At 43.4% G+C, this 26,713-nt stretch carries 29 protein-coding genes; 6 read left to right on the top strand and 23 right to left on the bottom strand.

The window, feature by feature from the left end:
* Positions 1-11 precede the first annotated feature (11 nt).
* From araA to ASG02_RS03750, 7 genes are all read right to left on the bottom strand, one after another.
* A complete protein-coding gene (gene araA, locus ASG02_RS03780; protein WP_056060969.1) occupies positions 12-1,499 on the bottom strand; it encodes an L-arabinose isomerase in 1,488 nt (495 codons plus the stop codon).
* A gap of 33 nt (positions 1,500-1,532) precedes the next feature.
* Positions 1,533-2,231, bottom strand: coding sequence for an L-ribulose-5-phosphate 4-epimerase (gene araD, locus ASG02_RS03775; protein ID WP_056060966.1), 699 nt, complete (start codon positions 2,229-2,231; stop codon positions 1,533-1,535).
* Positions 2,225-3,916 carry a ribulokinase gene (gene araB / locus ASG02_RS03770; RefSeq protein ID WP_056060963.1) on the bottom strand — a complete coding sequence of 564 codons (1,692 nt, stop codon included), beginning with the start codon at positions 3,914-3,916 and terminating at the stop codon, positions 2,225-2,227. The genes araD and araB overlap by 7 nt, the downstream gene beginning before the upstream one ends.
* A 278-nt stretch (positions 3,917-4,194) precedes the next feature.
* On the bottom strand, positions 4,195-5,592 hold the full coding sequence (locus ASG02_RS03765) for an arabinan endo-1,5-alpha-L-arabinosidase (RefSeq protein ID WP_056060960.1): 1,398 nt from the start codon (positions 5,590-5,592) through the stop codon (positions 4,195-4,197).
* Positions 5,593-5,665: 73 nt separating this feature from the next.
* Positions 5,666-6,508: a carbohydrate ABC transporter permease gene (locus ASG02_RS03760; protein ID WP_082478680.1), complete on the bottom strand. Its 843-nt coding sequence runs from the start codon at positions 6,506-6,508 to the stop codon at positions 5,666-5,668.
* A gap of 72 nt (positions 6,509-6,580) precedes the next feature.
* Complete coding sequence (locus tag ASG02_RS03755) at positions 6,581-7,477, bottom strand: carbohydrate ABC transporter permease (RefSeq protein WP_035408306.1); 897 nt, start codon at positions 7,475-7,477, stop codon at positions 6,581-6,583.
* A gap of 67 nt (positions 7,478-7,544) precedes the next feature.
* Entirely contained in the window at positions 7,545-8,888 is a 1,344-nt protein-coding gene (locus ASG02_RS03750; protein WP_156358989.1) for a sugar ABC transporter substrate-binding protein, read from the bottom strand.
* Between the two features lie 372 nt (positions 8,889-9,260).
* Between ASG02_RS03750 and ASG02_RS03745 the strand changes: the two genes are divergently transcribed.
* A complete protein-coding gene (locus ASG02_RS03745) occupies positions 9,261-10,385 on the top strand; it encodes a GntR family transcriptional regulator (protein WP_056060953.1) in 1,125 nt (374 codons plus the stop codon).
* A gap of 30 nt (positions 10,386-10,415) precedes the next feature.
* Positions 10,416-11,015 (top strand): DUF624 domain-containing protein, encoded by a 600-nt coding sequence (locus tag ASG02_RS03740; protein WP_035408312.1) that lies wholly within the window; start codon positions 10,416-10,418, stop codon positions 11,013-11,015.
* A 570-nt stretch (positions 11,016-11,585) separates the two neighbouring features.
* Here the strand turns inward: ASG02_RS03740 and ASG02_RS03735 are convergent.
* From ASG02_RS03735 to ASG02_RS03665, 16 genes are all read right to left on the bottom strand, one after another.
* Entirely contained in the window at positions 11,586-11,966 is a 381-nt protein-coding gene (locus tag ASG02_RS03735) for a DUF5412 family protein (RefSeq protein ID WP_035408315.1), read from the bottom strand.
* Between the two features lie 50 nt (positions 11,967-12,016).
* Entirely contained in the window at positions 12,017-12,412 is a 396-nt protein-coding gene (locus tag ASG02_RS03730; RefSeq protein ID WP_056061935.1) for a hypothetical protein, read from the bottom strand.
* A 31-nt stretch (positions 12,413-12,443) separates the two neighbouring features.
* Complete coding sequence (locus ASG02_RS03725) at positions 12,444-13,061, bottom strand: hypothetical protein (RefSeq protein ID WP_056060950.1); 618 nt, start codon at positions 13,059-13,061, stop codon at positions 12,444-12,446.
* A gap of 57 nt (positions 13,062-13,118) precedes the next feature.
* Positions 13,119-13,730 (bottom strand): hypothetical protein, encoded by a 612-nt coding sequence (locus ASG02_RS03720; protein WP_156358978.1) that lies wholly within the window; start codon positions 13,728-13,730, stop codon positions 13,119-13,121.
* 175 nt (positions 13,731-13,905) lie between these two features.
* Complete coding sequence (locus tag ASG02_RS03715) at positions 13,906-14,340, bottom strand: hypothetical protein (RefSeq protein ID WP_056060944.1); 435 nt, start codon at positions 14,338-14,340, stop codon at positions 13,906-13,908.
* A gap of 33 nt (positions 14,341-14,373) precedes the next feature.
* The gene (locus ASG02_RS03710) at positions 14,374-15,150 is read right to left on the bottom strand and encodes a hypothetical protein (protein WP_235513997.1); all 777 of its coding nucleotides are present in this window, start codon (positions 15,148-15,150) and stop codon (positions 14,374-14,376) included.
* On the bottom strand, positions 15,140-15,307 hold the full coding sequence (locus ASG02_RS15690; protein WP_200934373.1) for a hypothetical protein: 168 nt from the start codon (positions 15,305-15,307) through the stop codon (positions 15,140-15,142). Before ASG02_RS15690 ends, ASG02_RS03710 begins: the two co-directional genes overlap by 11 nt.
* A 14-nt stretch (positions 15,308-15,321) precedes the next feature.
* The gene (locus tag ASG02_RS15760; RefSeq protein ID WP_056060941.1) at positions 15,322-16,326 is read right to left on the bottom strand and encodes a DUF2716 domain-containing protein; all 1,005 of its coding nucleotides are present in this window, start codon (positions 16,324-16,326) and stop codon (positions 15,322-15,324) included.
* Positions 16,327-16,384: 58 nt separating this feature from the next.
* On the bottom strand, positions 16,385-16,867 hold the full coding sequence (locus ASG02_RS03700) for a DUF2691 family protein (protein ID WP_056060939.1): 483 nt from the start codon (positions 16,865-16,867) through the stop codon (positions 16,385-16,387).
* A gap of 22 nt (positions 16,868-16,889) precedes the next feature.
* Entirely contained in the window at positions 16,890-17,522 is a 633-nt protein-coding gene (locus tag ASG02_RS03695; RefSeq protein WP_056060937.1) for a hypothetical protein, read from the bottom strand.
* A 15-nt stretch (positions 17,523-17,537) separates the two neighbouring features.
* Positions 17,538-18,017, bottom strand: coding sequence for a hypothetical protein (locus tag ASG02_RS03690; RefSeq protein ID WP_056060934.1), 480 nt, complete (start codon positions 18,015-18,017; stop codon positions 17,538-17,540).
* 10 nt (positions 18,018-18,027) lie between these two features.
* Positions 18,028-19,200 (bottom strand): SMI1/KNR4 family protein, encoded by a 1,173-nt coding sequence (locus ASG02_RS03685; RefSeq protein WP_056060932.1) that lies wholly within the window; start codon positions 19,198-19,200, stop codon positions 18,028-18,030.
* 42 nt (positions 19,201-19,242) lie between these two features.
* Positions 19,243-19,827, bottom strand: a complete 585-nt coding sequence (locus ASG02_RS03680; protein WP_056060929.1) for a hypothetical protein — start codon at positions 19,825-19,827, stop codon at positions 19,243-19,245.
* Between the two features lie 106 nt (positions 19,828-19,933).
* Positions 19,934-20,644, bottom strand: a complete 711-nt coding sequence (locus tag ASG02_RS15465) for a DUF2750 domain-containing protein (protein WP_082478650.1) — start codon at positions 20,642-20,644, stop codon at positions 19,934-19,936.
* Positions 20,645-20,674: 30 nt separating this feature from the next.
* Entirely contained in the window at positions 20,675-21,331 is a 657-nt protein-coding gene (locus tag ASG02_RS03670; protein WP_056060926.1) for a hypothetical protein, read from the bottom strand.
* 29 nt (positions 21,332-21,360) lie between these two features.
* Entirely contained in the window at positions 21,361-21,900 is a 540-nt protein-coding gene (locus tag ASG02_RS03665; protein ID WP_056060922.1) for a hypothetical protein, read from the bottom strand.
* A gap of 240 nt (positions 21,901-22,140) precedes the next feature.
* Here ASG02_RS03665 and ASG02_RS03660 point away from each other — a divergent pair, with 240 nt between their 5' ends.
* The 4 genes from ASG02_RS03660 (at position 22,141) to ASG02_RS03645 (ending at position 26,655) form a co-directional block, all read left to right on the top strand.
* Positions 22,141-22,380, top strand: coding sequence for a hypothetical protein (locus tag ASG02_RS03660; protein ID WP_056060920.1), 240 nt, complete (start codon positions 22,141-22,143; stop codon positions 22,378-22,380).
* 98 nt (positions 22,381-22,478) lie between these two features.
* Positions 22,479-22,865, top strand: coding sequence for a hypothetical protein (locus tag ASG02_RS03655; protein WP_056060917.1), 387 nt, complete (start codon positions 22,479-22,481; stop codon positions 22,863-22,865).
* A gap of 175 nt (positions 22,866-23,040) precedes the next feature.
* Positions 23,041-24,933 (top strand): glycosyltransferase family 2 protein, encoded by a 1,893-nt coding sequence (locus tag ASG02_RS03650; RefSeq protein WP_056060914.1) that lies wholly within the window; start codon positions 23,041-23,043, stop codon positions 24,931-24,933.
* Positions 24,934-25,080: 147 nt separating this feature from the next.
* Positions 25,081-26,655 (top strand): glycosyltransferase, encoded by a 1,575-nt coding sequence (locus tag ASG02_RS03645; RefSeq protein WP_056060910.1) that lies wholly within the window; start codon positions 25,081-25,083, stop codon positions 26,653-26,655.
* The last annotated feature ends 58 nt before the right edge of the window (positions 26,656-26,713 follow it).

The raw sequence follows: 26,713 nt of genomic DNA, 5'->3' as shown, positions 1-26,713 counted from the left end.
GTCCCTATAAATTATGGTCGATAGTACAGTTCATTCCAACGTAACTCATTATTAAACCGAACCGTCTCCGTTTCTTTATCGATGATAGCAATTTCAATGTTCAGAAGTTCTGCGAAGTCGCGTAGTTGTTCAGTTGTCACTTCATAGGAGTAACAAGTATGGTGCGCTCCCCCGGCTTGGATCCAGTTTTCGACAGCTTGAGCCATCGATGGTTCTGTTTTCCATAGAACACGTGCCACAGGAAGATTCGGCATTGCTTCATCCGGTTGGATGCCCTCGACTGTGTTTACCAAGAGACGGAAGCGATGTCCTAAATCAATCAGACTAGCGTTCAATGCCTTGCCATTCTGTCCTTCGAATACCATCCGCGCTGGCGCTTCACGATCTCCGATTCCGAGAGGATGTACCTCGATTCTAGGCTTATCGACCGCAATGGTCGGACAGATTTCGAGCATATGCGCCCCTAAGACCATTTCGTTGCCTGGTTCAAAGTGATAAGTATAATCTTCCATGAAAGATGTCCGTTCGTTGCTCGCCATGATTTTCATAAGACGAACAAGCGCTGCGGTTTTCCAGTCTCCTTCTCCAGCAAACCCGTACCCTTGCTCCATCAATCGTTGAACGGCTAGCCCAGGTAGTTGCTTGATGCCATGTAGGTCTTCGAAGGTTGTCGTGAAGGCAGTGTATCCACCAGCTTCAAGAAAAGCCTTCATGCCGAGTTCGATGCGACCTTGATAGCGAACCGATTCCTGGAATGCTTCTTCTTCCATTCCAGTATTCGTCACTTCATACCGCGTGCGATATTCTTCCATCAAGTCATCTAAATCTGACTCCGATACCGTATTCATGTAGGTGACGAGATCGCCGACACCATACCCATCAACCGTCCAGCCCAGTTGAATCTGCGCTTCGACTTTGTCACCTTCTGTCACTGCTACATTCCGCATGTTGTCACCGAATCGCGCGACTTTCAAGTTCTTACTTTCTGCTAACGCATGCGCTACATTCATCCAAGATGACATCTTTTGACGTGTGAGTTCATCTTCCCAATGACCGACGAGCACTTTTCGCTTCACGTTCATTCGACTTGTGATAAAACCATGTTCACGATCACCATGCGCCGACTGATTGAGGTTCATGAAATCCATATCGATCGCATCCCACGGGATGTCACGATTGAACTGTGTCCCAAAATGGAGCAATGGTTTTTGTAACACACGCATCCCACTAATCCACATTTTCGATGGTGAGAAGGTATGCATCCATGTGATCACACCGGCACAGGCATCATCAGCATTCGCCCGCAACATCATCTGCCGAATTTCTTCTGCATTTTTGACGACTCCCTTGTAAACAATTCGATCCCGGAAGACGTCCGCTGCATCTAATCCTGAGACCATCTCTTTCGAATGTGTTTCGACTTGACGAATTACCTCCTCACCGTAGAGCATCTGGCTTCCTGTCACGAACCAAAATTCGTGTGTGTTTGCTGTCAACATTTAAAATCCCCCTCATCTAGCTATGTGCACCTATCATTTCTGACCGTAGTAGGCGTTTGCTCCGTGTTTGCGCAAGTAGTGTTTATCTAAGATGCTTTGTTTGATGGGTGCTAATCCTGGATTCAGATTCAAGGCATGAATACCCATCTTGGCTACTTCCTCAAGTACGACTGCATTGTGCACGGCTTCATCCGCATGCTTCCCCCAACAAAAAGGTGCATGATTTGCGACCAGCACACCTGGTACAGCAACAGCTTCCAAGTGTAGTTCGTTCAACGTCTCAATGATGACGTTTCCGGTTTCTAGCTCGTACGCCGTCTCGATCTCTTCATCAGATAGTTCACGTGTACACGGAATTTCTCCATAAAAGTAGTCGGCATGTGTCGTTCCGAATGCAGGAATTGCTCGTTTTGCTTGCGCCCAGCTTGTCGCCCAAGGGGAATGCGTATGGACAATGCCTCCGATCTCAGGCAGAGCACGATACAAAGCCAAATGTGTTGGCGTATCAGAAGATGGACGTAGATCACCCTCGACAACATTGCCTTCTAAATCGACTACGACTAAATCATCTACCGTCAAAGCGTCATAGGGGACACCACTCGGTTTGATAACGACTAAACCCGCATTTCGATCAATCCCACTGACGTTTCCCCACGTAAAGGTGACTAAGTCATGCTTTGGCAATGCTAGGTTCGCTTCAAGCACTTCTTCTTTTAATTGACGACTCACCATACAGGTTCTCCCTTCTGACGCGACGCTTCAGCTTTGATTTTCTTTAATCGCTTCATCACATCGTTTTCTCCACGACCGAAATAATCGTATAGTTTCGTATACTCAGCGAACAGCGCCTCATACACTTCAACGTTTTCTGGAATCGGAAGATATGTTTTTTCTTTTACACGTCCCATCTTCGTCGCTGCTTCCGTGATGGTGGCATAACCGCCTCGTTCTGCTCCTGCGGCTACGGCACCGAACATGGCAGATCCTAAAGCGGGGGTTTGAGAAGAGGCTGAAATCTTGATTTCCATGTTTAGAACGTCAGCATAAATCTGCATCATCAAGGCATTCTTCTCCGCAATTCCTCCTGCAGCGTATACTTCGTGGACGGGAACACCGCTTGTGCGGAACGCTTCGACAATCGTTCGCGTGCCATAGGCCGTCGCTTCAATCAATGCGCGGTAGATATCTTCTGGTTTTGTCAGTAATGTTGCACCTAGAAGTACACCCGTCAGATTTGTATCCACTAGTGTAGAACGATTTCCGTTCCACCAATCAAGGGCGATCAATCCATGTTCACCGACGCGTTGCATCGTTGCCTTATCGGTCAATAATTGATGCGTACTAACTCCTTGAAGAGTTGCTTCTTGCAAATAGTCACTTGGTACACAGTTTTCGATGAACCATTCGAAATGATCTCCGACACAGGACTGACCAGCTTCGTACCCCATATACCCTGGTAAGACTCCGTCTTCGACGATCCCGCACATACCGGGTACGACCTGCTCCTCTTCACCAAGCAGGATATGACAAGTAGAGGTTCCCATCACCATCAACAACTTACCGGGTTCCGTGATTCCAACGGCAGGTACTGCAACATGCGCATCAACATTTCCTACTGCAACGGCAGTTCCCGGAAGGAGACCGATTCGTTCTGCAAAGGATATCGTTAATTCTCCTGCTTTGGCCCCGATTGGTGCGATGTCATTGGAAAGCTTCTCTTCAACTACGTTCTCAAGTCGTGGATCTAACGCTTTAAAAAACTCATTTGAAGGATAGCCTTCCTGTTTGTGCCAGATCGCTTTATAGCCAGCCGTACAACTATTGCGTACCACTTTTCCAGTCAATTGAGAAACGACCCAATCCGTCGCCTCTAAAATTTCGTGAGCAGCCTCGTAAATGGAGGGTGCTTCGTTTAGAATTTGCCAGACTTTTGGAATCATCCATTCGGATGAGATTTTCCCGCCGTAACGCTTTAAAAAAGGTTCTTCGCGTTCAGTCGCAATACGGTTTAAAGCGTCTGCCTCGTCTTGAGCTGCATGATGCTTCCACAACTTCACATAGCTATGCGGATTATGTTGATACTCTTCATGGAAGCACAACGGATTTAAATCGGCATCGATCGGTAGAATCGTACAAGCTGTAAAATCGATGCCGAGCCCGATGACTTGTTCTTTCGTGATACCTGCCTCTTTGACAACTGCCGGGATCGTCATTTCCAGGACCTCTAAATAATCACGCGGATGTTGGAGTGCCCAGTCATGTTCAAGCCGTGTTTTTCCATCAGGCAAAAATTGATCCATCACTCCATGTGTGTATGGTTTGACTGCAGTCGCCACTTCGTGACCTGTTTCGACGTCAATCAAGACGGCTCTACCTGATTGCGTGCCATAATCAATTCCGATTGTATATTTCGACATTTCATCACCCTACTCCCAAAAAGAATACGCTTACATTTCAGAAGAAAAAATAAAGTGTGTGGGCACTCTCTTGTTTTCATCCGGACAAATAATCAAAATCCATGCAGAAAATTTAAATAAACAATAAATTTGTACGTATAACTTACACTATGATTGTATCAATTATTTAGGAATATGCAATCATTTTTCAGAAAAATACGCATTTTTTGACGTTTTTTTCTATCTATCAGATGATCAATTTTCTTTAATACATTCATTTGTCCGTACAAATGATTGGTTCAACGTCTTTTTGCCCAAACTGCTGTTCCATTCTTACTAAGACCCGTCATGATGATCGTTGATTTCCAATTTTCCCAATCCCACGCCGCACCAACTTGTAAATCGTATGTCTCCTGTCCTATGCGTAATTCAAGGATGCTTCCCTTTAGTTGCCATGAACCCTTCTTACCAAAAAGACTGCCATCCTTTTGCAACTTCAGCTTTCTTGATTGTTGCTGACCGTCATCAAAGCGCGGGAAAGTAATGATCTCCCATTCTCCAACGATCTGCTCTTTTTGAACATTGATTTTCTTTTCACCTGCGTAGCGTTCGGGCGAAACCACTGGCCATCCATCTTTTGTCCAATACACTTTCCTCACCTGCAATTGCGACCAGTAGATATCTTCGCTTGGTCGAGCTTGATGAATAATAAAGGTATCTTTTCCATCCTGTAAAAATGCAGAGTGACCGGTCCCTACATAACCATCGTCTTCTTCAAAACGGTAGGAGCCTACAATTTTTACACCCGTATCAAAAGATTCATTTGAAGTATCACGTAGATCACGACCACGTGAATCAACATAAGGTCCATTGATCGATTTCGATCGCCCAATCCTTACGTTGTACGAATCTTCTAGCCAACCGTATGAAACCATCAAGTAGTAGTAACCTGTCTTTGCGTTGAAAAGAATTTCTGGGCCTTCAATTCCCATCGTCATATCTTTTCGCTTAGCCAGCAACTCCCCTTCTGATGACTTTTTCATCAGCTTTCCTGTATTCGGATTGATTTCCGTCAAGAAGATACCGCCAAAATAGGAGCCATACGTCATCCACCATTTCCCCGTTTTATCTTGGAGCACATGAGGATCAATCGCGTTGACTGATTTTCCATCTCCTTCTTTTGAGGCGATGACGACTCCCTGATCGTGCCATGGACCCTCAATATTTGAAGCGCTCGCCATTCCAATATACGAGGTACGACTCCCGACTTTTGAGACAGAATAGTAGAGGTAGAATGTATCCTTGATCTTCGTAATAGAAGGGGCCCAAAACGTATTTCCTCCTGTCCATTTGAATGCTTCTTGAGAGACTTCGTCAAATACACGTCCTGTAAATTGCCAGTTAATGAGATCGTTTGATTTTCGAATCTGGATGCCCGGTGTCGGCGGTCCCCCTACCATATAATCTGTCGAAAACACATAATAGGTATCACCTTCTTTTATGATTGCTCCGTCATGCGCAAAGTTTGTAGTCCATTTCTTTTCCTGATTCAAAATATCAGGTTGTACGTCTGCTACTTCCTTATCGAATGGCGCTTTCGGTAATTCCAAATCTTCGAGAGACGCATTCGTAGACCACCAAAAAAAAGAGCACCCTGCAATGAATAAGACAATGATCCCCATCATCATTTTTTTCATATTGTTTTTTTCCTCCTTTAATCACAAACACCCGCCTTTACTTAAGACGGGTGTTTCATCTTTTCGTTACAGCTCAACCTTTAACGCCAGAAATGGCAATCGATTCGATGATTTGTTTTTGAAAGATCATGAAGACGATCAGCATTGGTAATAAGGCGACAACAGACGCGGCCATGATTAACGGATAATCACTTTGAATAGCATAGGATGCATTAAAGTTGGCGATGACCAATTGCAGGGTTTGTTTTTCGGGAGAATTGAGATAAAGAATCGGACCGAGATAATCGTTCCAAATCGCCATGAACCATAAAATCAATTGTGCAGCTACAGCGGGCTTGATCAATGGAAAGACGATTTTATAAAAGATTTGAAAATAGGAACAACCGTCAATTTTAGCCGCTTCGATGATCGAATTCGGAATACTGTTCAAGAATTGGCGTAAGAAGAAAATCATGAAGATATTCCCGAACAAACCAGGTACGATCAACGGAAGAAGGGTATCGACCCACCCGATTTCCGAGAACATCATAAACTGCGGAATCATCAGGACAGGATACGGAATCATGACAGACGCGAACAAAAGAAGAAAGATTTTATTTTTTCCTCTGAAATTCAACTTAGCGAACGCGAATGCCGCAAGACTCGAGGTGAACGTTCCAACGATCGTGACAGATAACGCGACGATCAAACTGTTCGATATACCAGACAACAGCGGACCCATATTCCAAATCTCCATATACTTATTGAACGATATGTCTGTGGGAATCCAAACCGGTGGAAGGGAAAACACTTCATCTTTTGACTTCAGAGAGGTCGATACCATCCACAATAATGGTGCGATCATGACGATTGCACCCATCGTCAGAAAGATGAAGACGAATATATCAGTAATTCGATCTTTTTTCTTCACGGACATCGTCTCTACTTTTTCTTTTTTACGGGTAAGGGCTAACTGCATGGTCATTCTCCTTTCTAAGGTATGAATGTCTCAATCCAAGTCAAATGATGATTTTTCGTTCATACGGAATTGGAACAAGGTAACGATGAAAATGAAAAGACCGAGAACGAGTGCCATCGCTGAAGCATAGCCCAACTGGAAGTTTCCGAAGGACTTTTGCCAAATGTAGAAGACGGCAGAAGCAGAGGAATACTCCGGTCCCCCTGTAGGCGTCATGACGTTGATTTCCGTAAAGATTTGCGCCCCACCAATAATATTTGTCACGATGATGAAGAAGGTGACCGGTTTAACCATTGGGAGCGTAATATACCAAAAGCAGTGCCACGCATTCGCCCCATCTAATTTTGCTGCTTCATAATACGAACGCGGTACACTCTGCAAGGCTGCCAAATACAAGAGCATCGTATAGCCAAGACCTTTCCAAATCGCCATGACGATCAATGCCGGCTTAACGGTATTGGCATTTTGAAGCCAGTTCGGACCATCAATACCAATCAAGTCCAAGAACTGATTCACCAAACCATAATCACCGTTATATGCCCACTGCCACAAAATCGAGACAGCCGCGATGGAAGAGATAACGGGAATGTAATAGATGACGCGGAACGTATTAGTACCAAAAATCCCTCGATTCAACGCGAGGGCAAGGAGAAGTGCTAATACGATGCCAATTGGAATCCCGATCATCATGAACAGCGTGTTGTACATGGCTTTATAAAAATACTCGTCTTGAAACACATTAATAAAATTTTCTAGTCCGATGAACTTCATTTGTCCGAGTCCGTTCCAGTTCGTGAATGCACCATAGAAGGAATACATTAACGGAATTAACGCAAATAGAAAGAACCCAATCACCGGAGCCGCAACGAATAGATAGGCATACCGTTGCTCCGTACGATATAACTTGGGAATCGGTTTTGTCTTCATTGTCTTCCATCCTTTCTACGCTAGAGATTCAGGTGGCGACTTACGCCACCTAAATCATCATCTCTAGTTAGTTCGCCTGTTTCTCTTGTGCGATGGCATCATCTAGCAACTTTTGCATTTTCGGTTGCTCTTTTTTTACATAGTCTTCAACTGATGTTTTTCCATCGAGTACAGGCTGGATGTTTTTGAAGAACTCGTCATACCATTCAGCAGTATACGTTTTTTCTGCCGGGAGACCACGTCCATAATCATTAATCAAATCCAGGAATTCCTGTTTGTTGGCAGGCTTGATTGATGTGTCCTCCACCCAAGTTTTTGCGATTTCCATGCTGTTTGGTAATTGAACTTGCGCATCCACTAAAGCTTGTTGCCCTTCTTGGTTGGCAGATAAGTACATGGCCAGTTCTGTTGCTTCTTTTTGATGTTGCGTCGTTGATCCTACACCAATCCCGAGTGAGCCGACCCACCCTGCTGGTTTACCTGTTGATCCCGCTGGCCACGGAAGAAGGTCATACTCAAACTTCAATTGATCTTTAAAAGCTGCCATATCCCAAGGACCAACAGGGAAAAACGCAAGTTGTCCTTTCATCCAGCGTTGATAGGTATCGAGTGTTTGTGATTCTCCGATTGATGGAGTGATTTTATGCTTTAGTTGCTGGTCTACGAAAAATTGGAGAGCTTCGATGAATTTTGGATCGTCAATCGTTACTTTCGTTCCCTCTTCGTTGATCCAATCTGCTCCGTTGCTCCAAACGAACGGTTGCAATGCCCAGTTTACATTAAATCCTGTACCGTACTGATCCATTTTCCCATCGCCATTCGTATCTTTCGTTAACTTTTTAGCTACTTGAATGAATTCGTCCCATGTGTACGGTTTGTCCTTATCCGGAAGCGGTACCTTCGCTTTCTCGAACATCGTTTTATTATAGCCAAGCGCAAATGGTCCTAAATCTTTGGGTAGACCATATATAGCCCCTTTGCCAAGTACCTTTCCATCATAGCGGTACTTATCGACCCCTTTTTTCCAGATGTCTTCTAACTGGATGTCTTTCGATCCTTCGACGTTCTTTGTAATATCTAGTAGTACACCTGAGTTCACGTAAGCTTTGACTTGAGCCGGATTGTAAAAGAAGACATCTGGCACTTTCCGTCCTGCAATTGCAGATTTTAATTTTGTATCATATTGATCTGGAGCTGTTTGTACCATTGTCACTTTAACGTCTTTATTGGCTTCTTCAAATCGTTTTACTGTTGCTTTGTACGCTTTTAATTCTTCAGGATTCCCGCGAAACATGAATGTGAGTTCGACTTTCCCGTCAGCACTTTTGCCATCTCCCGAACAACCAGCTAATGCTATCGATGTAGTCATCAAGGCAGTCATGGTTAGCGCAAACATTTTCTTTGATTTAATGTTCATTGTGAATTCCTCCATTGATTTAGTTTTCAGTGTCAAAGCGGAATTAAGATGTACGTACATATTTATTTAAGTAAAAACAATGTTTTTTATAGCGAAGCCCACACAACGCTATAAGAAAGACAATTAAAACGAGTTAAATGAACAATGAAAGCGTTTTCTGCACAATTTGAGTCTATTATACACATTCGAACATGTCAATTCGATTTTTTGTCATTTATTTCTTTTTTGTACGTACATTTAATTAGTATATCTATTGATTTTCTCTTAAATCCATAGCAAACCGGACAAATATTTGCTAATATGTAAGTACTATCACATCTTGTACGGATAAGTTTGCTGTTACAAGAGAGAAAGCAGGGACGCCTCATGGCACAACGGACAAAATATAGTATCGTTAAAGATCATATTCTCGATTGGATTAAAGATGGCACAGTACGTCCGGGCGAAAAAATTCCTCCTGAAAGTGAGCTTGTACAATCCTTTAAAGTTAGTCGCCACACGATTCGTCAAGCAGTTGGAGAACTTGTAAATGAAGGATACCTGTACCGCGAACAAGGATCAGGAACTTACTGCTCCCAAGTACTTCCTACACTAGAAGCTGAGATAACTGAACGTGCTAATAATGGAAAAAACATCGGTGTCATTACAACGTATATGTCTGATTACATCTTTCCATCTATCATTCGAGGAATTGAATCGCATTTAGCTTCAAAAGGGTACACGCTGACACTTTCGTGCACAAACAATGATGTAGACAAAGAACGTCAATGCCTCGAAATGATGTTAGATCGTCAAATTGATGGATTAATTGTTGAACCTACGAAAAGTAGTAACTATAATCCGAACATCAAATACTATCTAGAACTTGAGCAGCAAAACATTCCCTATTTGATGATCAACCAATATTACTCTCAACTAATGCCTCCTCATCTTATGATGGATGACGAAAGAGGTGGATTTTTAGCAGCGGAACATCTAATCAACCTTGGTCATGAACGGATCATAGGCTTGTTTAAGACGGATGATTTACAGGGTGTTTATCGAATGCGTGGATTCCTTCGTGCGTTTCGTGAGTACAACATTCCTTTAGAGCCAGAATTAATCATTACCTATACAACGGAAGAGTTAACTCCAAGTTTTTATGATTCGATTGGACGTCTCTTTGAAAATGGAAAGCATCGACCAAGTGCTGTGGTTTGTTACAATGATCAATTGGCATTAAGTGTCTTGGATCAGTTACGGAAGCTACATCTATCTGTCCCTCAAGATGTCTCTCTCGTGGGTTATGATGATTCCGTACTTGCAGTGGCAACGGAAGTGAAGTTGACTTCGATCATTCACCCGAAACAAGAACTTGGACGCGCTGCAGCAGAACGGATTATTGCAGCGGTGGAAAAAAAAGAAGCCCCTCCATCTCACATTTATGAACCGGAATTAATTATTCGTAACTCAACAGCACCATTTAATCGTCTCGAATCTAAATCTAGTTAATTTTTGAGCAGAACTTCGGGGGAGGTACTTATGAACTTAAGACATGAACAAAACAAACTATTCCAGCTACTTGAATTTACTACTGGACTCGTACAGTTGAACTTCATTTTTTTTATCACCCTTTTACCAGTCATCACGATTTTCCCAGCTCTTTATGCACTAACTGCCGTCACAAGACAGTGGTCAGTTCACCAAGATTACAGTGTTTTTCGAGCCTACATTCGTTTTTTTAAAGAAGCGATGCAATCCCATTTTAAATTCGGCATTTTATGGACCTTCATCTTACTGTTTTTACTTTTTGATTTTTTAATCATTCGTCACCTAGAGACAGGACAGACCTTCTTATTTACGAGTCTTTCAATCGTCAGTCTGTTCTTCTTGGCTATTTCCGTTTTCTTATTTCCGATTCTCTCGCATTACGACTTGAAAAAAAGGGATGCCCTTAAGCTTGCCCTTTTTAGTCTAGTACGCTATGGATACATTTTATTGTTTTCATTTCTTCTACTAGCAACATTGAGTGTCTTAACATATCAATCACCACTTTATTTACTGTTCGGCTTTTCATTTGTTATTTTTCTTACTACCAAACTGTATTTGCATCAATTGGATCGCGTGATGCTTGAATCTTAATCGTTGTTGACAAGGTATATAAATGAAGGCATGCAATTACTTCGGTATAAATCTCATTTTAATCGTGAGCTTCTTATTAAGTTCTAGGTTACCGAAAGACCGCTCGACGGGACGATCCGAGAAAGTGTTGAACGGATGCAAATATCGTCACGGTAACGGCACTTAACGTTCCATTGTTTGAGAAACTGAAATGTGTTAAGAGAAAGACCGGGTTGCTCTATATAGCGTTTCTTTTCTTCCGAATCTCCCCATAAGATACTCGTATCAGGATAGTGAGTACAGATACATTCACTTACAGATAGAATGGATTCTGGAACAACCGTCCTATCCAAGTACTCTTTTCGGGAGGTTGGCAGAAGGAGAAAATATCCTGCAGAGAGGTAGTTCATGATTTGGCTCCTTACCAGGAAAAATACGTTCCATGAATATATGTAGTGATCTATATACGATAGATTGAGTACAAAAGAAATGAAAATATGGATAAAGAACAAAAGAGTAAAAATCATTCTTCATCAAACGCGTTCAGGAGCGCGTTTTGCATGAATAGTTCACGTCAAAGAGACGGGAGCCCTATTCTGCCTCATATATCCCTTCTCTGAAGTCATACACTTGACTCCATACCTTAATTTTTGTGCCATTGATTGTCACTGTATCCTTCGTCCACTTCACTTCTTTTATTTCGCGACAAGGATATTCCCAGTACATTCTACGCTTTTCTCCGTCCTTGTTCTCCATGATGCCAAGCATTGCAAAATCTACTGTCGCCCCACCATTTGCGCGGTAAAAACGAATCGTATACGCCTGATCGGGCGAAATACTTTTCGAGATATACTCTTCTTTTGGAACCATACTGATATCTTCGACAAATATGAAACGATAGACATACCACGCTACGTATAACGCAAGACATGTACCTAGTATAATTCCTAATATTTTCAGTTTCTTAATCACTTCTTAATCCCTCATTTTTACTTTATTAGCGCGACTCCTCAATCGTTCAATCAATCGCCCCAAAAACAAACCAACGTATTCTGATTGACAGACGCGATGCACATCCGCTTCAACAATTCTAAAAATTGATGTAGTTCCATGATTCGTTTATTTGACTGATGTATCATCCACGGCTCATTCGCATAATGATTCGCTTGATTCATTATCCACGCTTCCTTTGGTATACAATATCGTTGAATAAGCAGCTCGCAAATTCCGATTAACTCGTTCACTTCTCTTGCTGAGAACAACTTATCGCCGTAAGGATCGAGATTAATTAAGAGATCGCAACGATTAGATGTCCTTGCGAAGTCTTCTTTCAAAAAGCGTTGGACGTTACTCGGATACCAGAGAATCTCTTTTTCATTTTCTGGCATTTCTTTTAAACTTGTACTAATTCCAAACATGATGTCCTCCCTTTTATCATCCGACCGGATGTCAATCATAGTAGTCGATGCCGTCTCCTTTCGGAAGAAACGCTTTTACCTTGTCTTCAGTATCAAAACAAGCTTCATTCGAAAACAGGTAATAGCCCATGAAATCATGCTCCATCGTGATGAATGACATCTCTTTTGTCGCACGAATGACAGGAACGATACGTTCTTTTTTGAAAAACCATCCTTTGACCATTTTCTGCTCAAACGTCAGGAGATTCGTAAACGATATGAAATAAAAATCGTTCACAGCTGCATACCAATACGTTTCGTCCAGCAGATGCTCAAGTTCGCTCGCATCGTTCACTTGAACGCTATAAAAAGGGCTGCTCTTATCTGGTTGAATCTTTGTATATAACAGATTTTCCTTCTGAAAAAATGGTTCCACTTCTTCATTGGTAAAACCACCGCCGAACGTAACAAATAGCGGAAAGCGATTCAGACGCGTCAAAAAATGCTTCAGTACATCGTTCGAGTCACGTTGATAGTCTCGTTTCTCGTCATTCGGAAGACATCCCATCGAATAAATCGACTTAATAGCACCCAGTGGGTCAATTTCGAGATAACGGTCTTTGATCACTTTTGCATGATTCGTATGTTCTTCGAAATCGATGTATAACATGGAAATCCCTCCGCGCACTCTGTTTGATCCATCTGCATCATCTAACTGCTTGTTTCATCAATAGAATTCAATGGTACCGTCGTCAGGAAAGATTGCTTTCACCTTGTCTTCGGTATTAAAACAGGCTTCATTCGAAAACAGATAATAGCCCATGAAATCATGTGCCATCGTGATGAATGACATCTCTTTTGTCACATGAATGACGGGCACGGTACGTTCTTTTTTGAAAAACCATCCTTTGACCATTCTCCGCTCAAACGTCAGGAGATTCGTAAACGATATAAAGAAGTCTTCGTTCACAGCCCCATACCAATAGGTCTCATCTAGCAACAACTCCAGTTCGATCGCGTCATGCACTTGAACGTGATAGTATAGGTTCTTGTTTGGTCGAACCTTTGTATACGATAGATCGTGCTTTTGAAAGTACGGCTCGACCTCCTCGTCCGTAAAACCTCCACCGAACGTGATGAAAATCGGGAACCGATTGAGACGCGTCAAAAATTGTTTCAAGACTCGATTTGAATCGCCTTGATAGTCGATTTCAGTCTCATCCGGTAGACACCCCATCGAATAGATGAAGTCGATACGTACTGGTCGATCAACGTACAAGTATCTGTCTTTGAACACTTGTGCGTGATCCATATGCCTCTCAAAATAGACATCCAACACGATGCCACTCCTCTCTCAATCACTTTATTACCGCTCGATTTCATCTTCTGGAAACAGTGCTTCTATTCGATTACTGGCACTACTCTCTTTTTTTAATTAACCACCGTCTTACTTTTGTCATTTCAAACTTCAAAGTGAACCCTTTAAACCAAAGCCGCTATGAATCAGCGGCTTCTTAGTTTTCACTCTGTTTCGTGATTAAAATATGCGTTCTTTCAGGAATCTCAATGTCTTCTAACTGATCAAGTGCCAATGATAACGTCATACTTTTCACTTGCGGATCGGACTCTTCCCCAATCCAACAGGTATACAATTCAAACGATTCACCCTCGTCTAAGAAGTCACTCATGAGCGTAAACAAATAACGCAGCTTTTCTTTCGATTCCAGTGCAATTTCGGAATCAAAAGGTTCAACGATCTCGATGCCCCAGTGACTCGAAATTTCATATACATACCATTTATGAAAATGCTCCGTTTTTACTTCATACAGACAGTCTTGATCCGCAAAACAGGGGCCGATATATAAAGGAACGGTTTCACCTTTTTCATCTAAATTGAGATACTGTTCAGGAATTTGTCTCTCCATACAGATATATGATGCTAAGCTCATTATGCTTCCTCCTTCTGTGTGATGTTTACATCATTAATTGAAAGACGTCTTTCCATTGTCTATCTTTCCAAAATGCGCGATTTTTCCATTCGTACAAAAGTGATCGAGCATGCCAAATCGATCCGTTGCATCGCGAGTCACGATGAAGTTGTAGGCCATCAATAACGAGAATTCAGACATGAAGTTCTCAAGCGTTTGCTGCGTGGGACGTGCATCTTTCGAAAATAATCTTGACGTAACTTCCTTTCGATTCAGCAAATGCAATACATGTTCTTCAAACACCGCTTGCCAATTGGAATCGTGCAACGTCATCACATGAATCGAATCATCATTTTCTAAAATATCTCGACCACAAAAGACGACCTCGACTGGAAACGTGGCATGTGGTAAAACCGCATTGAAAAAGTTCTCATATTCTGTCCCTACGTCATCGAGCTCTTCATATGCGACTCCATACATCGAGACACAATCGTTCGTAACCCGGACGATTCCTTGTCCTTGTTTTTGGATGATGAGCGTCACCTCTGCTTCAGTTGCCATTTCTTGCTGTTCGATGACAAGATGTTCGAGAAGTCGGTCAAGCTTCGCGGCATCGGTCATGATGAAGTGGGAACGAACCGTCCAATCCGATAAATCATGAATATTTGGATTCTGCTTGAGTGGTCGTTCTAGTAACTTCACTTCAAACGGATACGAATGCTGACTTACTTGAAGACGGACGAGGTCTTTCCAATCGTCACGTGGCAGCAGTTCCCGGAACACATCGACCCAGTCGTCCCGTTCGACTAGCATCCTATTCTTATTTTTCATCTTTCATCCGACCTTCTAGTTTGCTACAGAGATAGCCCACGATATGTTCATGCGTCGTACGTTCTTCGAGATCATCATTGTCGACTAATTCATTGATTGTCTCCGAGATGATTTGCCATAATGCGGTTCCGTGATACTCGTCGTATGGTGTTCTCACTTCCGGTCCTCCTTTTATCCTCTCCGGATTTCATTCGTAAAACTCTTTGTTTTTTGGAACGCAGTAATTAGATCTTCTCCAAACAACGTGATGCTACCCTCCCACGGGTGACCGAGGTATCCCCAGCGAAAATCACGAGCGATGAAAAAGGAGTAATCGCCATCTGGAATGGCAGGAATCGTCCAGTCTCCTTCTTCATTTCGAAGAAACGGACGTCTTGGGTCGATCCAGTATCCTTGATGATTCCAATCGAGTGCCATGACACGTTCCCCTTCAACAGTCAGCTCGGTCAGAATACGCTTTAACGTTTGCTCAATCTCTTCGCGTTTCTCGTAATCCACTTTGTATGTAATGAACGGACTCGGGGCATGGTATGAGGGGAAAACTGTCGTACTGGGTGCGAATTGAAATTGTTGATCAATGACGTGCCATACCTTCTCATCCTCCGCTTGCGTCATCGGAATCCAGCTCCATGGTTTACCTTCATCAATTAAATCGAACGGCGCTCCTTCAGGGTATAGAACGGTGTACGCTTCTCCTTCTGATATCGCGATGATCAGTTCGCCTTGCACATCATGTTCCTTTATCCCTTCAAAGATCAGAGAAACGGCTGCCTCGACATCAAGGACATAGTAAAAGATATTCGTCGTGCCACTTCCTATATCTCCCCCTTCACAGTAGCCGTTTCCTGTATGAAGCAGACCTTCATCGATTATCTCTTCCAGCATATGGCGACCCTCGAGTGCTGCTTCTGCCTGACCCTCGTCATAAGGAAACTGGACGATTAGTTCCCGGTAATCTGCCTCGTTCAGCTCGCGATAGCCTTGACGTTCAAACTTCTCGATCAGCTGCAAAATCTGTACACCTAATCGTTTGAAGCGCGAGACACGCATCTGTCCTATGTCTTCCGCTCTCACCCACTCTCCAACGATTCCTTGATGTTGAATGATGAGGCGTCCCTCCGTATAGATTGTTTGGTAGAGTGTATCCGAGCCGCTTTGTTTTGTCAGTTGGATCATGAGTGGTTTCGCTCCCTTCCATCACAATACGTTTACATCTGCTAGTACGAATAACGTCCTATTCTGACCATACCGACAAACGGGTGCGAGGATCATTATCATCTGTCACCCACTCTATTCCGGTATATCCACGTCTCACGGCGTTCTCATAAAATGCTTCGGATACGTGCTGCTCCTTACAATAGATATCGACGTACGTACAGTCATACACCAAAATCGCGATGTGACAATTGCTTTTCTGAAACCACGCATAAGTCGTTCCCACTTCTTCAGTCTGACCACTTTGAAATGCAAACAATTCAGCAAAGATCAGGTAATTGCTTGGTCCCCTTAGCCATTTCGCTAGTTCATGTCCTGTCGCTTTCTGATCGATTGAAAACTCTTCTAAACTGTCATACAACTCCCCATCCATGGTTTGGATCGGAAAATCAAAGTTACGAAGAAACCAATCATACGTTTCCATCTCAATCGTACTTAATATGTCGAGCAAGATGCGTCCCGGTTCATTCGGGATTTCAAACGATACGCCACGCAGACTCATCGAATTCCCTCTTTCTACCTTGTCATAAGAAGGCTGCCATATGAAAACACTGAAGTTCCTGTTCTTCACTCGAACTTCCCCACGTGCAGACGGCATAACCTTGTGCGGTCAATGTCGTGACCATCTTGACGACTGGCAAACCTCCACTCTCTGTTAAGCCGAAGTCAAGCACCTGATCAAGTAACTCCTGACAGTGTGACGGTCGATCATGATTCGCACAAATAATGGTATACATAGCTGGAGAATCACTAATCATTTCAATGGCTCTCGAAAGCTGTTCGAGACCAAATTCAGCAATCCCAACGTAATACGGTTCTTCTCCAACTTGGACTGGTACTTCTATTCGGGATGTGAAGCCATCAAGCATCTCTTCTCGTTCGGGCAAACGCCACAGTTTGTAATAATCAAAGATTCTTTTTGACTGGAACCCATTTCCGGCACACACTACTAAATAAAAGCGATACGTGCTCAGCTCATGCTTTTGCGATAGCTCGTTTCGGAACATTTCATTACTTATTTGTTTGAACTGGACGATTTCTTCTGGAAACAGGAGCATCTCACCGACCACACATAGACAGCGAATCGATGAGCTCGCATCCGCAAGCCAAGGGTAGACGCGGGTCGCATCGCTATGCTCTTCGATATACGTTTTCATGAAAAATCTTCTTTTTCAATCCCACTGACACGATACGCTTTGATACGTTTCAAACTGTAGATACACGAGTTGATTCGTACCAAGATGAGTGAGTCTGAGTGATTGTTGTGATGGTTGCGTATAAGCCAATTCGAATCTGACACCTTCGATCTTCTTCAATAAAAAATAAGCCCAGTGCCGATCGTATTCATTCTCAGACAAAACATCCCATAACGCATCCTCACAACAATTCGCCTCGTAGATATACAATTTCATGATCGTATTCTCCGCTATCACGGGTAACCCCGCAAATACGGGAGCGTTCGGAATTCGGGGCTTCTGGATGACCAAGGTATAGCCATTTTTCAGAAGACGATCCAATTGTTCGCGGCTATCCGGAATCTTCTCTTCGATGACGGAAGACGGGAGTTCTCTGATTCGGATCGGTAACCCCACCTCATATTCAAAAGGATCGTCGAGTGCGAGTAAGTCTTCACGGGAATAGATTGTTTTCATGAAATCATCCTCACATTCTTTTATGTAGTGCTTTCAGGTTACACACGCGCCATGCATCACGGACGATATCTTGCAAAGTCGTAGCCTGGCGTTTGAGTTTCAACGTTCTATAGTCGAAGCGATAGACGGCTTCGTTTGGACGCTCTTTCAATACTGCGTAGTATTCGTCCTGTCTAAACGATGAGCCAAAAAAGAAATACTTATCACGGATCGCATCGAACTCGGTTAACGCGTATTCCTCGAGACTAACGGAGAGATTGCCTTGGATCTCATGCGATAATCCGTTCCAGCTCGTCAACGGAATACCGTATAAGTTCAACTCTTCGGTAAAACGCACACCGTTACAGACTCTCAAAATATCTTTATACAACTCCGGAATCGCAAAATGATCGGTCTCGAATGCTTGGATACGAGCTTCTGGACAGGGACTTTCCACTGCCACTTGATAGTTTTGAATGGAGGATGAATAATCATACAAATACAGTTTGTGCTCCACCTTCTGACCTTCAATCGGAATACTGTACTTCAAGGATTTTTGATCGTTCACATAAAATAATCGCATCGCCTGAAGGATACTCGTAAGAAAGGCATCGTCAGGCAAAGCAGTGTTCTGATGATTCAGTCGTGGTACGTCGACGTCTTCCAGCGATAATTCTTCCTCGTCATCGTGTTCTTCAAAAGCTTCATGTTCTCCGAGGACGATCGCGATGCCTGTCACGTTCCCGTCTTCTCGGCGGACGAGGACTTCATAGTGTCCGTTCCCCATCAACTGAACGGCGACACCGAACGGAAACAGGAAGATCTCGTCTTCCATCATTTCGTCTGAAATTGCGATATAGAACGGGTCGATTTCTTCATCGAACTCCAAGGTATTTCGAATCTCCCAGTCGATGGCTTCCCGTCTCCCGTAATCAGCTGTGTTCATGACAACGAGCTGCGCTGAATCAACAACGACTAGATCGGATAACGGCTCGAAATCGAATGGAGCCATCTTCGTTTTTTCGTTCACCGTTAAGTAAAGCAAATTGATTGATTCAAACTCATCTTCGTCATAGAAGACCGTCCAAATCGAACCTTGTTCAACTTGAATTGTCACGTTGTACTCAATATCCGGCTCAAGGAAAGCCGGATCCGAGACGATCAGATTTCCTTCCCGACTTGTAAACGTGCCTAGTTTTTTCATGATTTATAACTCCTTAGATCCATTTATATGTAGCCTTCATTTTTATTCAGACGATGCTTTTAATTTGATGTGTTGTTTTTTGAAAAGATAGAACCATAACAACATCCCTGTTCCAATCGATAGAATCGGAAATAGATGTGGAATATATTGTTCTTGCCGAAAGCTGATATGCATCAAGAAATAATCGACGAAACACATGATACGTATCCACATCGGCAATTGATTTTTACTGAGGAATGCTAAGAACATCAGAATGATACCGATACCTAATACGACAATTGGCAAAATAGTAAACGGAGTCACGAACTGAAACAGACCTAGTCCTATAAGTAGATAGGCGAACCACGATGTCCGTCGTCGAAACTTCTCGCGTTCCTTTCGTCCAGGTTGCATCCCGTAGATATCATCTTGTCTGTATCCCTCCGCCTGTTTCTCTGCAATCAATTCATTCAGTCTTCGTTTTGCTTGACGCCGAAATGTATATCGTTCTTCCATTGAATCACTGACATCCTGATCGAGTTTCCATTGCTCGGTGACACCGTGATACATCTGAATCGTTCGACCATCGCGATACATAAACCAGAAATAGGTGATGCCATCCACTTGCTTACTAAGTGTGACAATCATTTTTTCATCATCCTTAATCCATTAAGTTAATCTTCTTTTATCCATAGCGATAGATACGCCACACATCTGACATTCTATCGACTTGTTTCAAAACGCCCAAATCCTATTAACCTTCTAAATCGGCTAGGACATCTTCCGGATCAAGTTCGATTCCGACGAGCTCAGTTCCCCAGTTCAACCCACAATATAGTCCATCGTCAATCATGTTCGGTAACCAGCCATCCATGAACAGATCCAGATCCAAGCGAATTAGATGATAGTCCGCCCATTCCTTCATCTGCAACGCTTTCGCCCCTGCTTCCGTCGAAAAGAATAACAGCACGTCCGTTTCCTCTTGATTCGACGGACAATACGCCCAGCCCGACTGTTCAAACTTCGACAGACCATAGACAGCACCCATCTCAAGAGCCGTCTCTATGAAAAGTTCTGCTTGTTCTGCACTCTGTTCCTTTATTATGAACATTTTAAGTGTCGTTGCTATCGGAAACAGCTCTTGTTCCTCATGATCCCACCAGACGATCGTCTTTGTGTCCGGAAATTGATACCCGAGTTCGTCACCCGTTCCGTCCGCCGCAATCCGCAAGAACCCTTCTGGATACTCATCTGCCTCTGTCAAATTGACACGAACAAGGTCATCCCATGTCCGTTTGATATGCTGCTCGTCCTTGATTGGATGAAACTCCCAGTCACCGACGCTAAATTTGTTTTCGCGCTTGTATATGTTTCGTAATTCTTTCGGAAGCTCGAAGCCGAGCTCTGCTTCTACCTCTTGTAGTCTCTCTTCTGTAACACCAGGTAATCCATTCTGATATGTCATTCTGTATGACTCCTTTTGTCTTCAATTGAATTATTCGAAGGTATTTAGTACATGATCAATCTGATAATCCGTTGGTAAAATCGCTTGTAGCTGATCGACGTTTTGAAAGGCATCTCCATTCGAAAACCACATGAAACCGAGCGCATCATGTGACGGAAGGATGAACGGTAATCTATCGCGTGCATCAATCACATGCGTGTATTTCGCTTCTTTAAAGATCCATTTTCCAGAGGTTTTCAACTCAAACGTGGGGCGAGCGAACGTGATGAGGAACGTTTCACTATAGGCAGCTCGAAAAAAGGACTCTTCTAAGACGAAACGCAGATCGTTCGCATTCAACACTTCGATACAACAGTAAAAACTGGTGCGCCGATGATCGCCTTCGTACCGCGGATGTTCGTGGCATACGAATGGTCGCGATTTTAAACGTTCTAAGAGGTGCATCTCATCTTCTCTAATCTCATCAAAATTTGTCGTGATATATAAAGGAAAATGATTGTAGCGAACTAGCGTGTCATACAATACCTCCTCCGTCAATTCACTCGTAAAGCTACCTATTGTACGGTCACAACACATGATTTCGTAGATAGTTTGCAAGTGACCAAGCACATTGATTTCGGATGTCTGAAGCATACGTTGGATACTCTTCGACTGAAAAAAGTATTCATCGATCGTCAGCTCGTTCATACTGTTCCTCCTATCTGTGTCGTCATTGCTCAATTTTTTCGGTTAAAGTTTTTCCCTTCAGGATAGAGCCCAGTCAAGCGTCTGCCATAATGAACTTTTGCCTGCCCCATCCGAAGCCGTGTCACTCCATACTGTTTCTTAAAATATTCAATGACGGGTTGGACGATCTGAGATGGGTCGAGGACATGAAGGACGAATTCGATGGCTTCCGGACCATAATCATCCTCAACAAAATAACCGTTGCCGATTTGAAAAAGAAATGTATGAAGGTCGTCTTCGATATTCGAACGATGCTTAAAGATGACGTCATATTCTGTATCCTGACAAAAGATTTCGACGACAATCTCATAGTAATCTGCTTCTTGAACGACGGAGTAACCGTCTTTTTCTTTCTCAGCTACGAGCTCCCGAATGTAAGCATCCAGATTGAAAAATCGCGAGAACTTCTGCTCGCTCATTGGTTCTTCTAACCGCTCCCCCATAATGCCGTGAAACGTGTAAAGGGTCCGTCCATCCTTCTCGAACAACCAAAAATGATTATGACCGTCGATTTGTTTAATGAGTTGCATATTGTCACACGATCCCTTTAAGTAATAAGTCGATGAAATTTATAATTTCTTGTCATTTGTTGTTTTCTTGAAAACTCAATTTCTCTTCTTCATTATAAAAGCCATAACCATTTATGGGAATTTTTATTTATTCATATGATATATTCCATTTTGATGACAATTCAAAATTTAAATACCTTTATGTAAGCGTTATCATTATACTTTATACGGTACTTATTCTTTATTTAGGAGTTGAATCGAATGGATACGGTCATCAGTCATTATTCGAAATTCAAATGTCCGCGTTGTCGCGAGAAATTCAAGGATGAAATTCTCATTGAAGATTTACATAGTGTAGCGTATGAAGAACGGCGCTTAGGTGTCGAAATCCAATATGACTTCTCTTCGGAAGTCGCTTGTCCGAACTGCCATCATCAATGGCTCATCGAAGGCAATGTCTGGGAGTATCCTGAAGGTGTCATCGATGCCATCGAACTATAATGGACCACTTCCCTTTTTCTCAAGTGCGTTACATATGAAGTGTTGCCTTGATGTACACTATCGGTAATACAAAACGTGTACTTCGGAGGTATTCGCATTTGAAAAACAAACTTTTATCTTTACTGCTATTTTCGATAGTCACTCTAGCGGGATGTAGTGATTACGATCAAGACGGAAATACGACGAGTGAGAAAGCAAAACAGAAATATGATGCAGCCATCAATCAAGTCTTTAAATCGGAAAACCAGTACTTGAAGCAGCAACAGGACAACCGACAACTAAAGCGAAACACCGGTGAAACGGGCATCATCGTTTATGAGGATCAAGGTCTTATGGAAATCTATTACGACCAATCATCTGGAGGCGAAAGAGCCATTTATCAGAAAGACGGATCAACTTACGCGCGGAAGTCCTACACGAAACAAATCAGTCGTAAAATCGATGCCTCTGAAAAAAAATACCTTGAGAACATTGGAATCAAGTAATTCTAATCCTATAAGGCTGATTTGTTAATTGTCTAAATGGTCGTTGACTCTATTCTTTAATGGAGTCATCGACTATTTTTGCGTTTTCTTACTTTTCTCTTTCATGTAGCCAACCGTTTTATGGTACAGTTCAGATGGTATTTTTTTAATATTTTGTTTAAGGTGGGAATTCCTGTTGGAAAAAATCGTGTCAATTATCATTCCTGTATACAATAAGGCGACGTATCTCTCGACATGTATCGAGTCGATTCAGGCACTTACACTTGATCATTTAACAATTGAAGCCATTTTCGTTGATGACGGTTCGACGGACGAGTCTTTATCGATTCTCCACACGGCTGCAAAAACGATGGATTTCATTCGCGTCATCGAACTTCCTGAAAATACGGGCAGTCCTGCGCAACCACGAAATGTCGGAATCGAAGAGGCGACAGGCACATACGTCACGTTCTTAGATGCTGATGATCGTCTTGATTCGGTTGGATTCACTCAACTCGTCGCGCAAGCCGTTGCGAACGATGCCGATATCGCATTTGGTCAAACGATCAAACATACGGACACGTCGATTCAAAAGGTTGGTCGCTTCGCATCATTTACGACTGCTAATCAACTTGTCCCGTATGAAATCGACAAAGTATTCCGCGCGGTCGGACCTCCGGGAAAAATCCTGAAGCGCTCCGTCTTGCTCGAACATGGCATCCGGTTCAGCCCGATGAAGTTCGGTGAAGATAAACTATTCTTCTTTGAAGCTATCTCAAAATGTCAGACCGCTTCGATGAATCCGGCACCGGTCTATCACGTCAATCGATTCGCGATGAATGATTCGCTAGTCGGACAAACAAGTATTTTCGAGAAGACGACCTTTAATTTACAAGTGCTTGAGAAAACGCTCGCACTTGATATTCCGGCAGTCGCTAAAACGCATGCTTTGAGTCGGTTGATTGAGATGGACTTCTTATCCCGACTGTTCAACAACAAACGTTTCCTTGAACACCCACAACAGCAGACCTTTTTTGACCTATTCCGTAAAATGATTGCCATCTTTGAACGCCATAATGCAGATCCAGCGGATTTCATTTTCGATGACATCTTCCAAAAACAGTATGCCTTGCTTCAGCAAGAAGATTATGACAGCTTCGTCACCTTCATCACGCTGCTCGTTCAAAAGCACAAAGCACGGCGTTATACATCGGAGAACCGTCTCTATTACCAAATGCCTGCTTCGTTGAGCCACCTCGGACCAATCGTTGTACCCTTCTTCGCTACGTACGCCGGAACACGACTCGTCGATGACGTCTTCTATGAAATCGTGCACGTGCTGAAAGACGAGACGACTACGATCACTCGTGTCCTCTTGATTGCGCCGAACGACGAAACAATGGAAATCGACGTTCCATTCCATATCGACGGGACCGAACTTTTCATTCCGACAGAGGCACTCGAACGGCATTCGCATCCATTCCAATTGATGCTGATCCGTGACGATTATCATCCGTTCGTCGTGCGGATGACATTACCGAGCAGCGTCGACGGAATGCATTTGCATTATCAGCAACTCAAAGTCGAATTTCGTCCCGCGGAACAAAAATCACCGTTACAGAAAATCGACGCGACGAAGTATCATGTCGAAGCACCGACGCAAGTCGTCGTACTCGAGAAAGCCTTCTTGTATGATGACCTCGAATTCGAACGCAAGCAGACGGCTCTTGAAGTCGGGCAACTCCTGGCGATCACCGATCTACAACTGACGCTTGCTGGTACACCACGACTCGTCACGGCTGATGGTGCTTACGTCACGGCAAATAAAAAATATGTCCATCTCCCACCTGCGATTGATGACGAGACCTATCTGACAGTGCCACCGGAAACGGTCCGAATTCTGAAAACATGTAAACAGTACGCCGATCGTGACTTTAAAAATGAACTACCTACGAAAAACACACCCGATACGGTGCTTCAAATTAAGAAGGTCGTCCTGTCATCGAAAGGAACACCGCGCTTGAAAACGGCTCAGGATACCTACATCACAGCCAATCAATCATTCGTTCAACCAATCAACGAAGCGTAACAATACACCTAGGGATAGAGAGATCTCATCCCTAGGTTCCTTATTATTCCAACAAAGTATGCTATAGTATGTGCTAGATTCACTAAACCGATCCATCGCGACATGTTACCACTTAAAATTGTAAGCGTTACATAAAGGAGATGCCCTATGACACGAGATTTGTTTTTTACATTGAATACGTTAGCAACCCAGCGTGGCGGTTTATCAAAAGCAGTCATTAAACGCGCGAATGCGATCATCACGGCTGATCCGGAGCGAAACGTGACGCTCGTGACGTTCGGGATTCAACCGAATCTCGAAACAATTCGTCAAGAGATGGTCGAAGCACGGTTGCTTGATCCTCGCATCCAGGTCGTCAACGTCATCAATTATTTAGCACGTCGACAGGTAGACAAACGGTCCGTCGTTTCTTCGAAAGATGAATTGATTCCGCGCTGGGAAAAACGATATACGTTGTTCCTCGATGCGAGTCGCGCCGAAAAAGATTCGTATCGGTTGTTCGACAATGGTACATATGTCCAGTATGCTCGGTTTGACGCTAACGATCAGCTCTCTTTCATCGATTACTTTTCAGAGAATCGACATCGCTTACGCCGTGAAGAATATCTCGCTAACGGTCAGTTAGTGCAGACGATCCAGTATTCGTTTACGTCGAACAAGCCGGTCTCTCGCTCCTTCTTCCACAGTGATGGAACGTGTTATTTGACGATTTGGCATAAAATCAACTCGGCGGATTGGAGCCATCTGTTTTATTTCGAAGCCGGTCAGGAAAAACAGTTCACTGATCCAGCGATCTTTAATACGTTCGTTTTGAACAAGCTGTTAGGTCAGCATGACGCGGTCTTGATCTCATCCGAATACCGGGATCGTCTTGCCAACCTACCGAAAAAAAATTTGGATGCGGTCATCCTAGACATCAAGCATCCGAATATTAAAAAGATTGCCTTCGGGCATAGCAATCACTTCGTGTCGCCCTTCAATGAGACAGCAGCCGTCAGTGGTGTCTGGGATACATTATTCGGGCGCATCGACGAGTGGGATCGAGTCATCACGGCAACACCTCGTCAACAAGCGCATATGACCAACCAGTTCGATCATCCGGAAACGTTCCATGCGATCCCACACGGTGTTGGTCCGGTGCCGGAAGCGGATTACACGTCACTTCCTGAACCTGATCCGAATCGGTTCATCGTCGTCTCGCGCATTCAAATTAAAAAGGATGTCGCTGCGAGTGTCCGTGTCATGCGGAAGATCGTCGACCACCACCCCAATGCCTTCCTTGATTTCTATGGCTTCGGTTACAACGATCAGCTCGAAAAGGATCTCCATGCTTTGATCAAGGAATTGTCATTAACGAAGCACATCCGTTTCAAAGGGTTCGTTACGAACATTCAGGACGCTTATCATGGTGCTGTCGCAACGATCTTTACATCGCAATCCGAAGGGTTCGGGATGGCGATCCTTGAGAGCATGGGTCACGGTGTTCCGGTCATTGCCTACGATGTTTGTTACGGTCCCCGTGAAATCATTGAGCATGGAACGACTGGTTTTATCATTCCACCTGGAGACTCGTCAGCCTTTGCTGAAGCAGCGATTCGCTTGATGGAGCAACCGTCCCTAAGACGTCAAATGGGCGAAGCCGCCTTGCATTCGGTGGACCGTTTTTCGGATGATCTTTTCACGAAAAATTGGCTGATGCTTTTGAATCAGCTCGACGAATAGTTAGTCGACCTCCTCCCCTGTGAGGAGGTTTTTTTATGTATCCACCAAAGTCCGCATT

Source organism: Exiguobacterium sp. Leaf196, assembly GCF_001423965.1.
Lineage (GTDB): Bacteria > Bacillota > Bacilli > Exiguobacteriales > Exiguobacteriaceae > Exiguobacterium_A.
Note: the sequence above shows the minus strand (reverse complement) of the source record. Positions and strands in the feature narration are given on the sequence as shown.

Bases quoted from the DNA above. Each gene is read 5' to 3' on its own strand.
- araA (WP_056060969.1), bottom strand. From the start codon at position 1,499: ATGTTGACAGCAAACACACACGAATTTTGGTTCGTGACAGGAAGCCAG.
- araD (WP_056060966.1), bottom strand. From the start codon at position 2,231: ATGGTGAGTCGTCAATTAAAAGAAGAAGTGCTTGAAGCGAACCTAGCA.
- araB (WP_056060963.1), bottom strand. From the start codon at position 3,916: ATGTCGAAATATACAATCGGAATTGATTATGGCACGCAATCAGGTAGA.
- ASG02_RS03765 (WP_056060960.1), bottom strand. From the start codon at position 5,592: ATGAAAAAAATGATGATGGGGATCATTGTCTTATTCATTGCAGGGTGC.
- ASG02_RS03760 (WP_082478680.1), bottom strand. From the start codon at position 6,508: ATGTCCGTGAAGAAAAAAGATCGAATTACTGATATATTCGTCTTCATC.
- ASG02_RS03755 (WP_035408306.1), bottom strand. From the start codon at position 7,477: ATGAAGACAAAACCGATTCCCAAGTTATATCGTACGGAGCAACGGTAT.
- ASG02_RS03745 (WP_056060953.1), top strand. From the start codon at position 9,261: ATGGCACAACGGACAAAATATAGTATCGTTAAAGATCATATTCTCGAT.
- ASG02_RS03740 (WP_035408312.1), top strand. From the start codon at position 10,416: ATGAACTTAAGACATGAACAAAACAAACTATTCCAGCTACTTGAATTT.
- ASG02_RS03730 (WP_056061935.1), bottom strand. From the start codon at position 12,412: ATGTTTGGAATTAGTACAAGTTTAAAAGAAATGCCAGAAAATGAAAAA.
- ASG02_RS03725 (WP_056060950.1), bottom strand. From the start codon at position 13,061: ATGTTATACATCGATTTCGAAGAACATACGAATCATGCAAAAGTGATC.
- ASG02_RS03715 (WP_056060944.1), bottom strand. From the start codon at position 14,340: ATGAGCTTAGCATCATATATCTGTATGGAGAGACAAATTCCTGAACAG.
- ASG02_RS03710 (WP_235513997.1), bottom strand. From the start codon at position 15,150: ATGAAAAATAAGAATAGGATGCTAGTCGAACGGGACGACTGGGTCGAT.
- ASG02_RS15760 (WP_056060941.1), bottom strand. From the start codon at position 16,326: ATGATCCAACTGACAAAACAAAGCGGCTCGGATACACTCTACCAAACA.
- ASG02_RS03700 (WP_056060939.1), bottom strand. From the start codon at position 16,867: ATGAGTCTGCGTGGCGTATCGTTTGAAATCCCGAATGAACCGGGACGC.
- ASG02_RS03695 (WP_056060937.1), bottom strand. From the start codon at position 17,522: ATGAAAACGTATATCGAAGAGCATAGCGATGCGACCCGCGTCTACCCT.
- ASG02_RS03690 (WP_056060934.1), bottom strand. From the start codon at position 18,017: ATGAAAACAATCTATTCCCGTGAAGACTTACTCGCACTCGACGATCCT.
- ASG02_RS03685 (WP_056060932.1), bottom strand. From the start codon at position 19,200: ATGAAAAAACTAGGCACGTTTACAAGTCGGGAAGGAAATCTGATCGTC.
- ASG02_RS03680 (WP_056060929.1), bottom strand. From the start codon at position 19,827: ATGATTGTCACACTTAGTAAGCAAGTGGATGGCATCACCTATTTCTGG.
- ASG02_RS15465 (WP_082478650.1), bottom strand. From the start codon at position 20,644: ATGACATATCAGAATGGATTACCTGGTGTTACAGAAGAGAGACTACAA.
- ASG02_RS03670 (WP_056060926.1), bottom strand. From the start codon at position 21,331: ATGAACGAGCTGACGATCGATGAATACTTTTTTCAGTCGAAGAGTATC.
- ASG02_RS03665 (WP_056060922.1), bottom strand. From the start codon at position 21,900: ATGCAACTCATTAAACAAATCGACGGTCATAATCATTTTTGGTTGTTC.
- ASG02_RS03660 (WP_056060920.1), top strand. From the start codon at position 22,141: ATGGATACGGTCATCAGTCATTATTCGAAATTCAAATGTCCGCGTTGT.
- ASG02_RS03645 (WP_056060910.1), top strand. From the start codon at position 25,081: ATGACACGAGATTTGTTTTTTACATTGAATACGTTAGCAACCCAGCGT.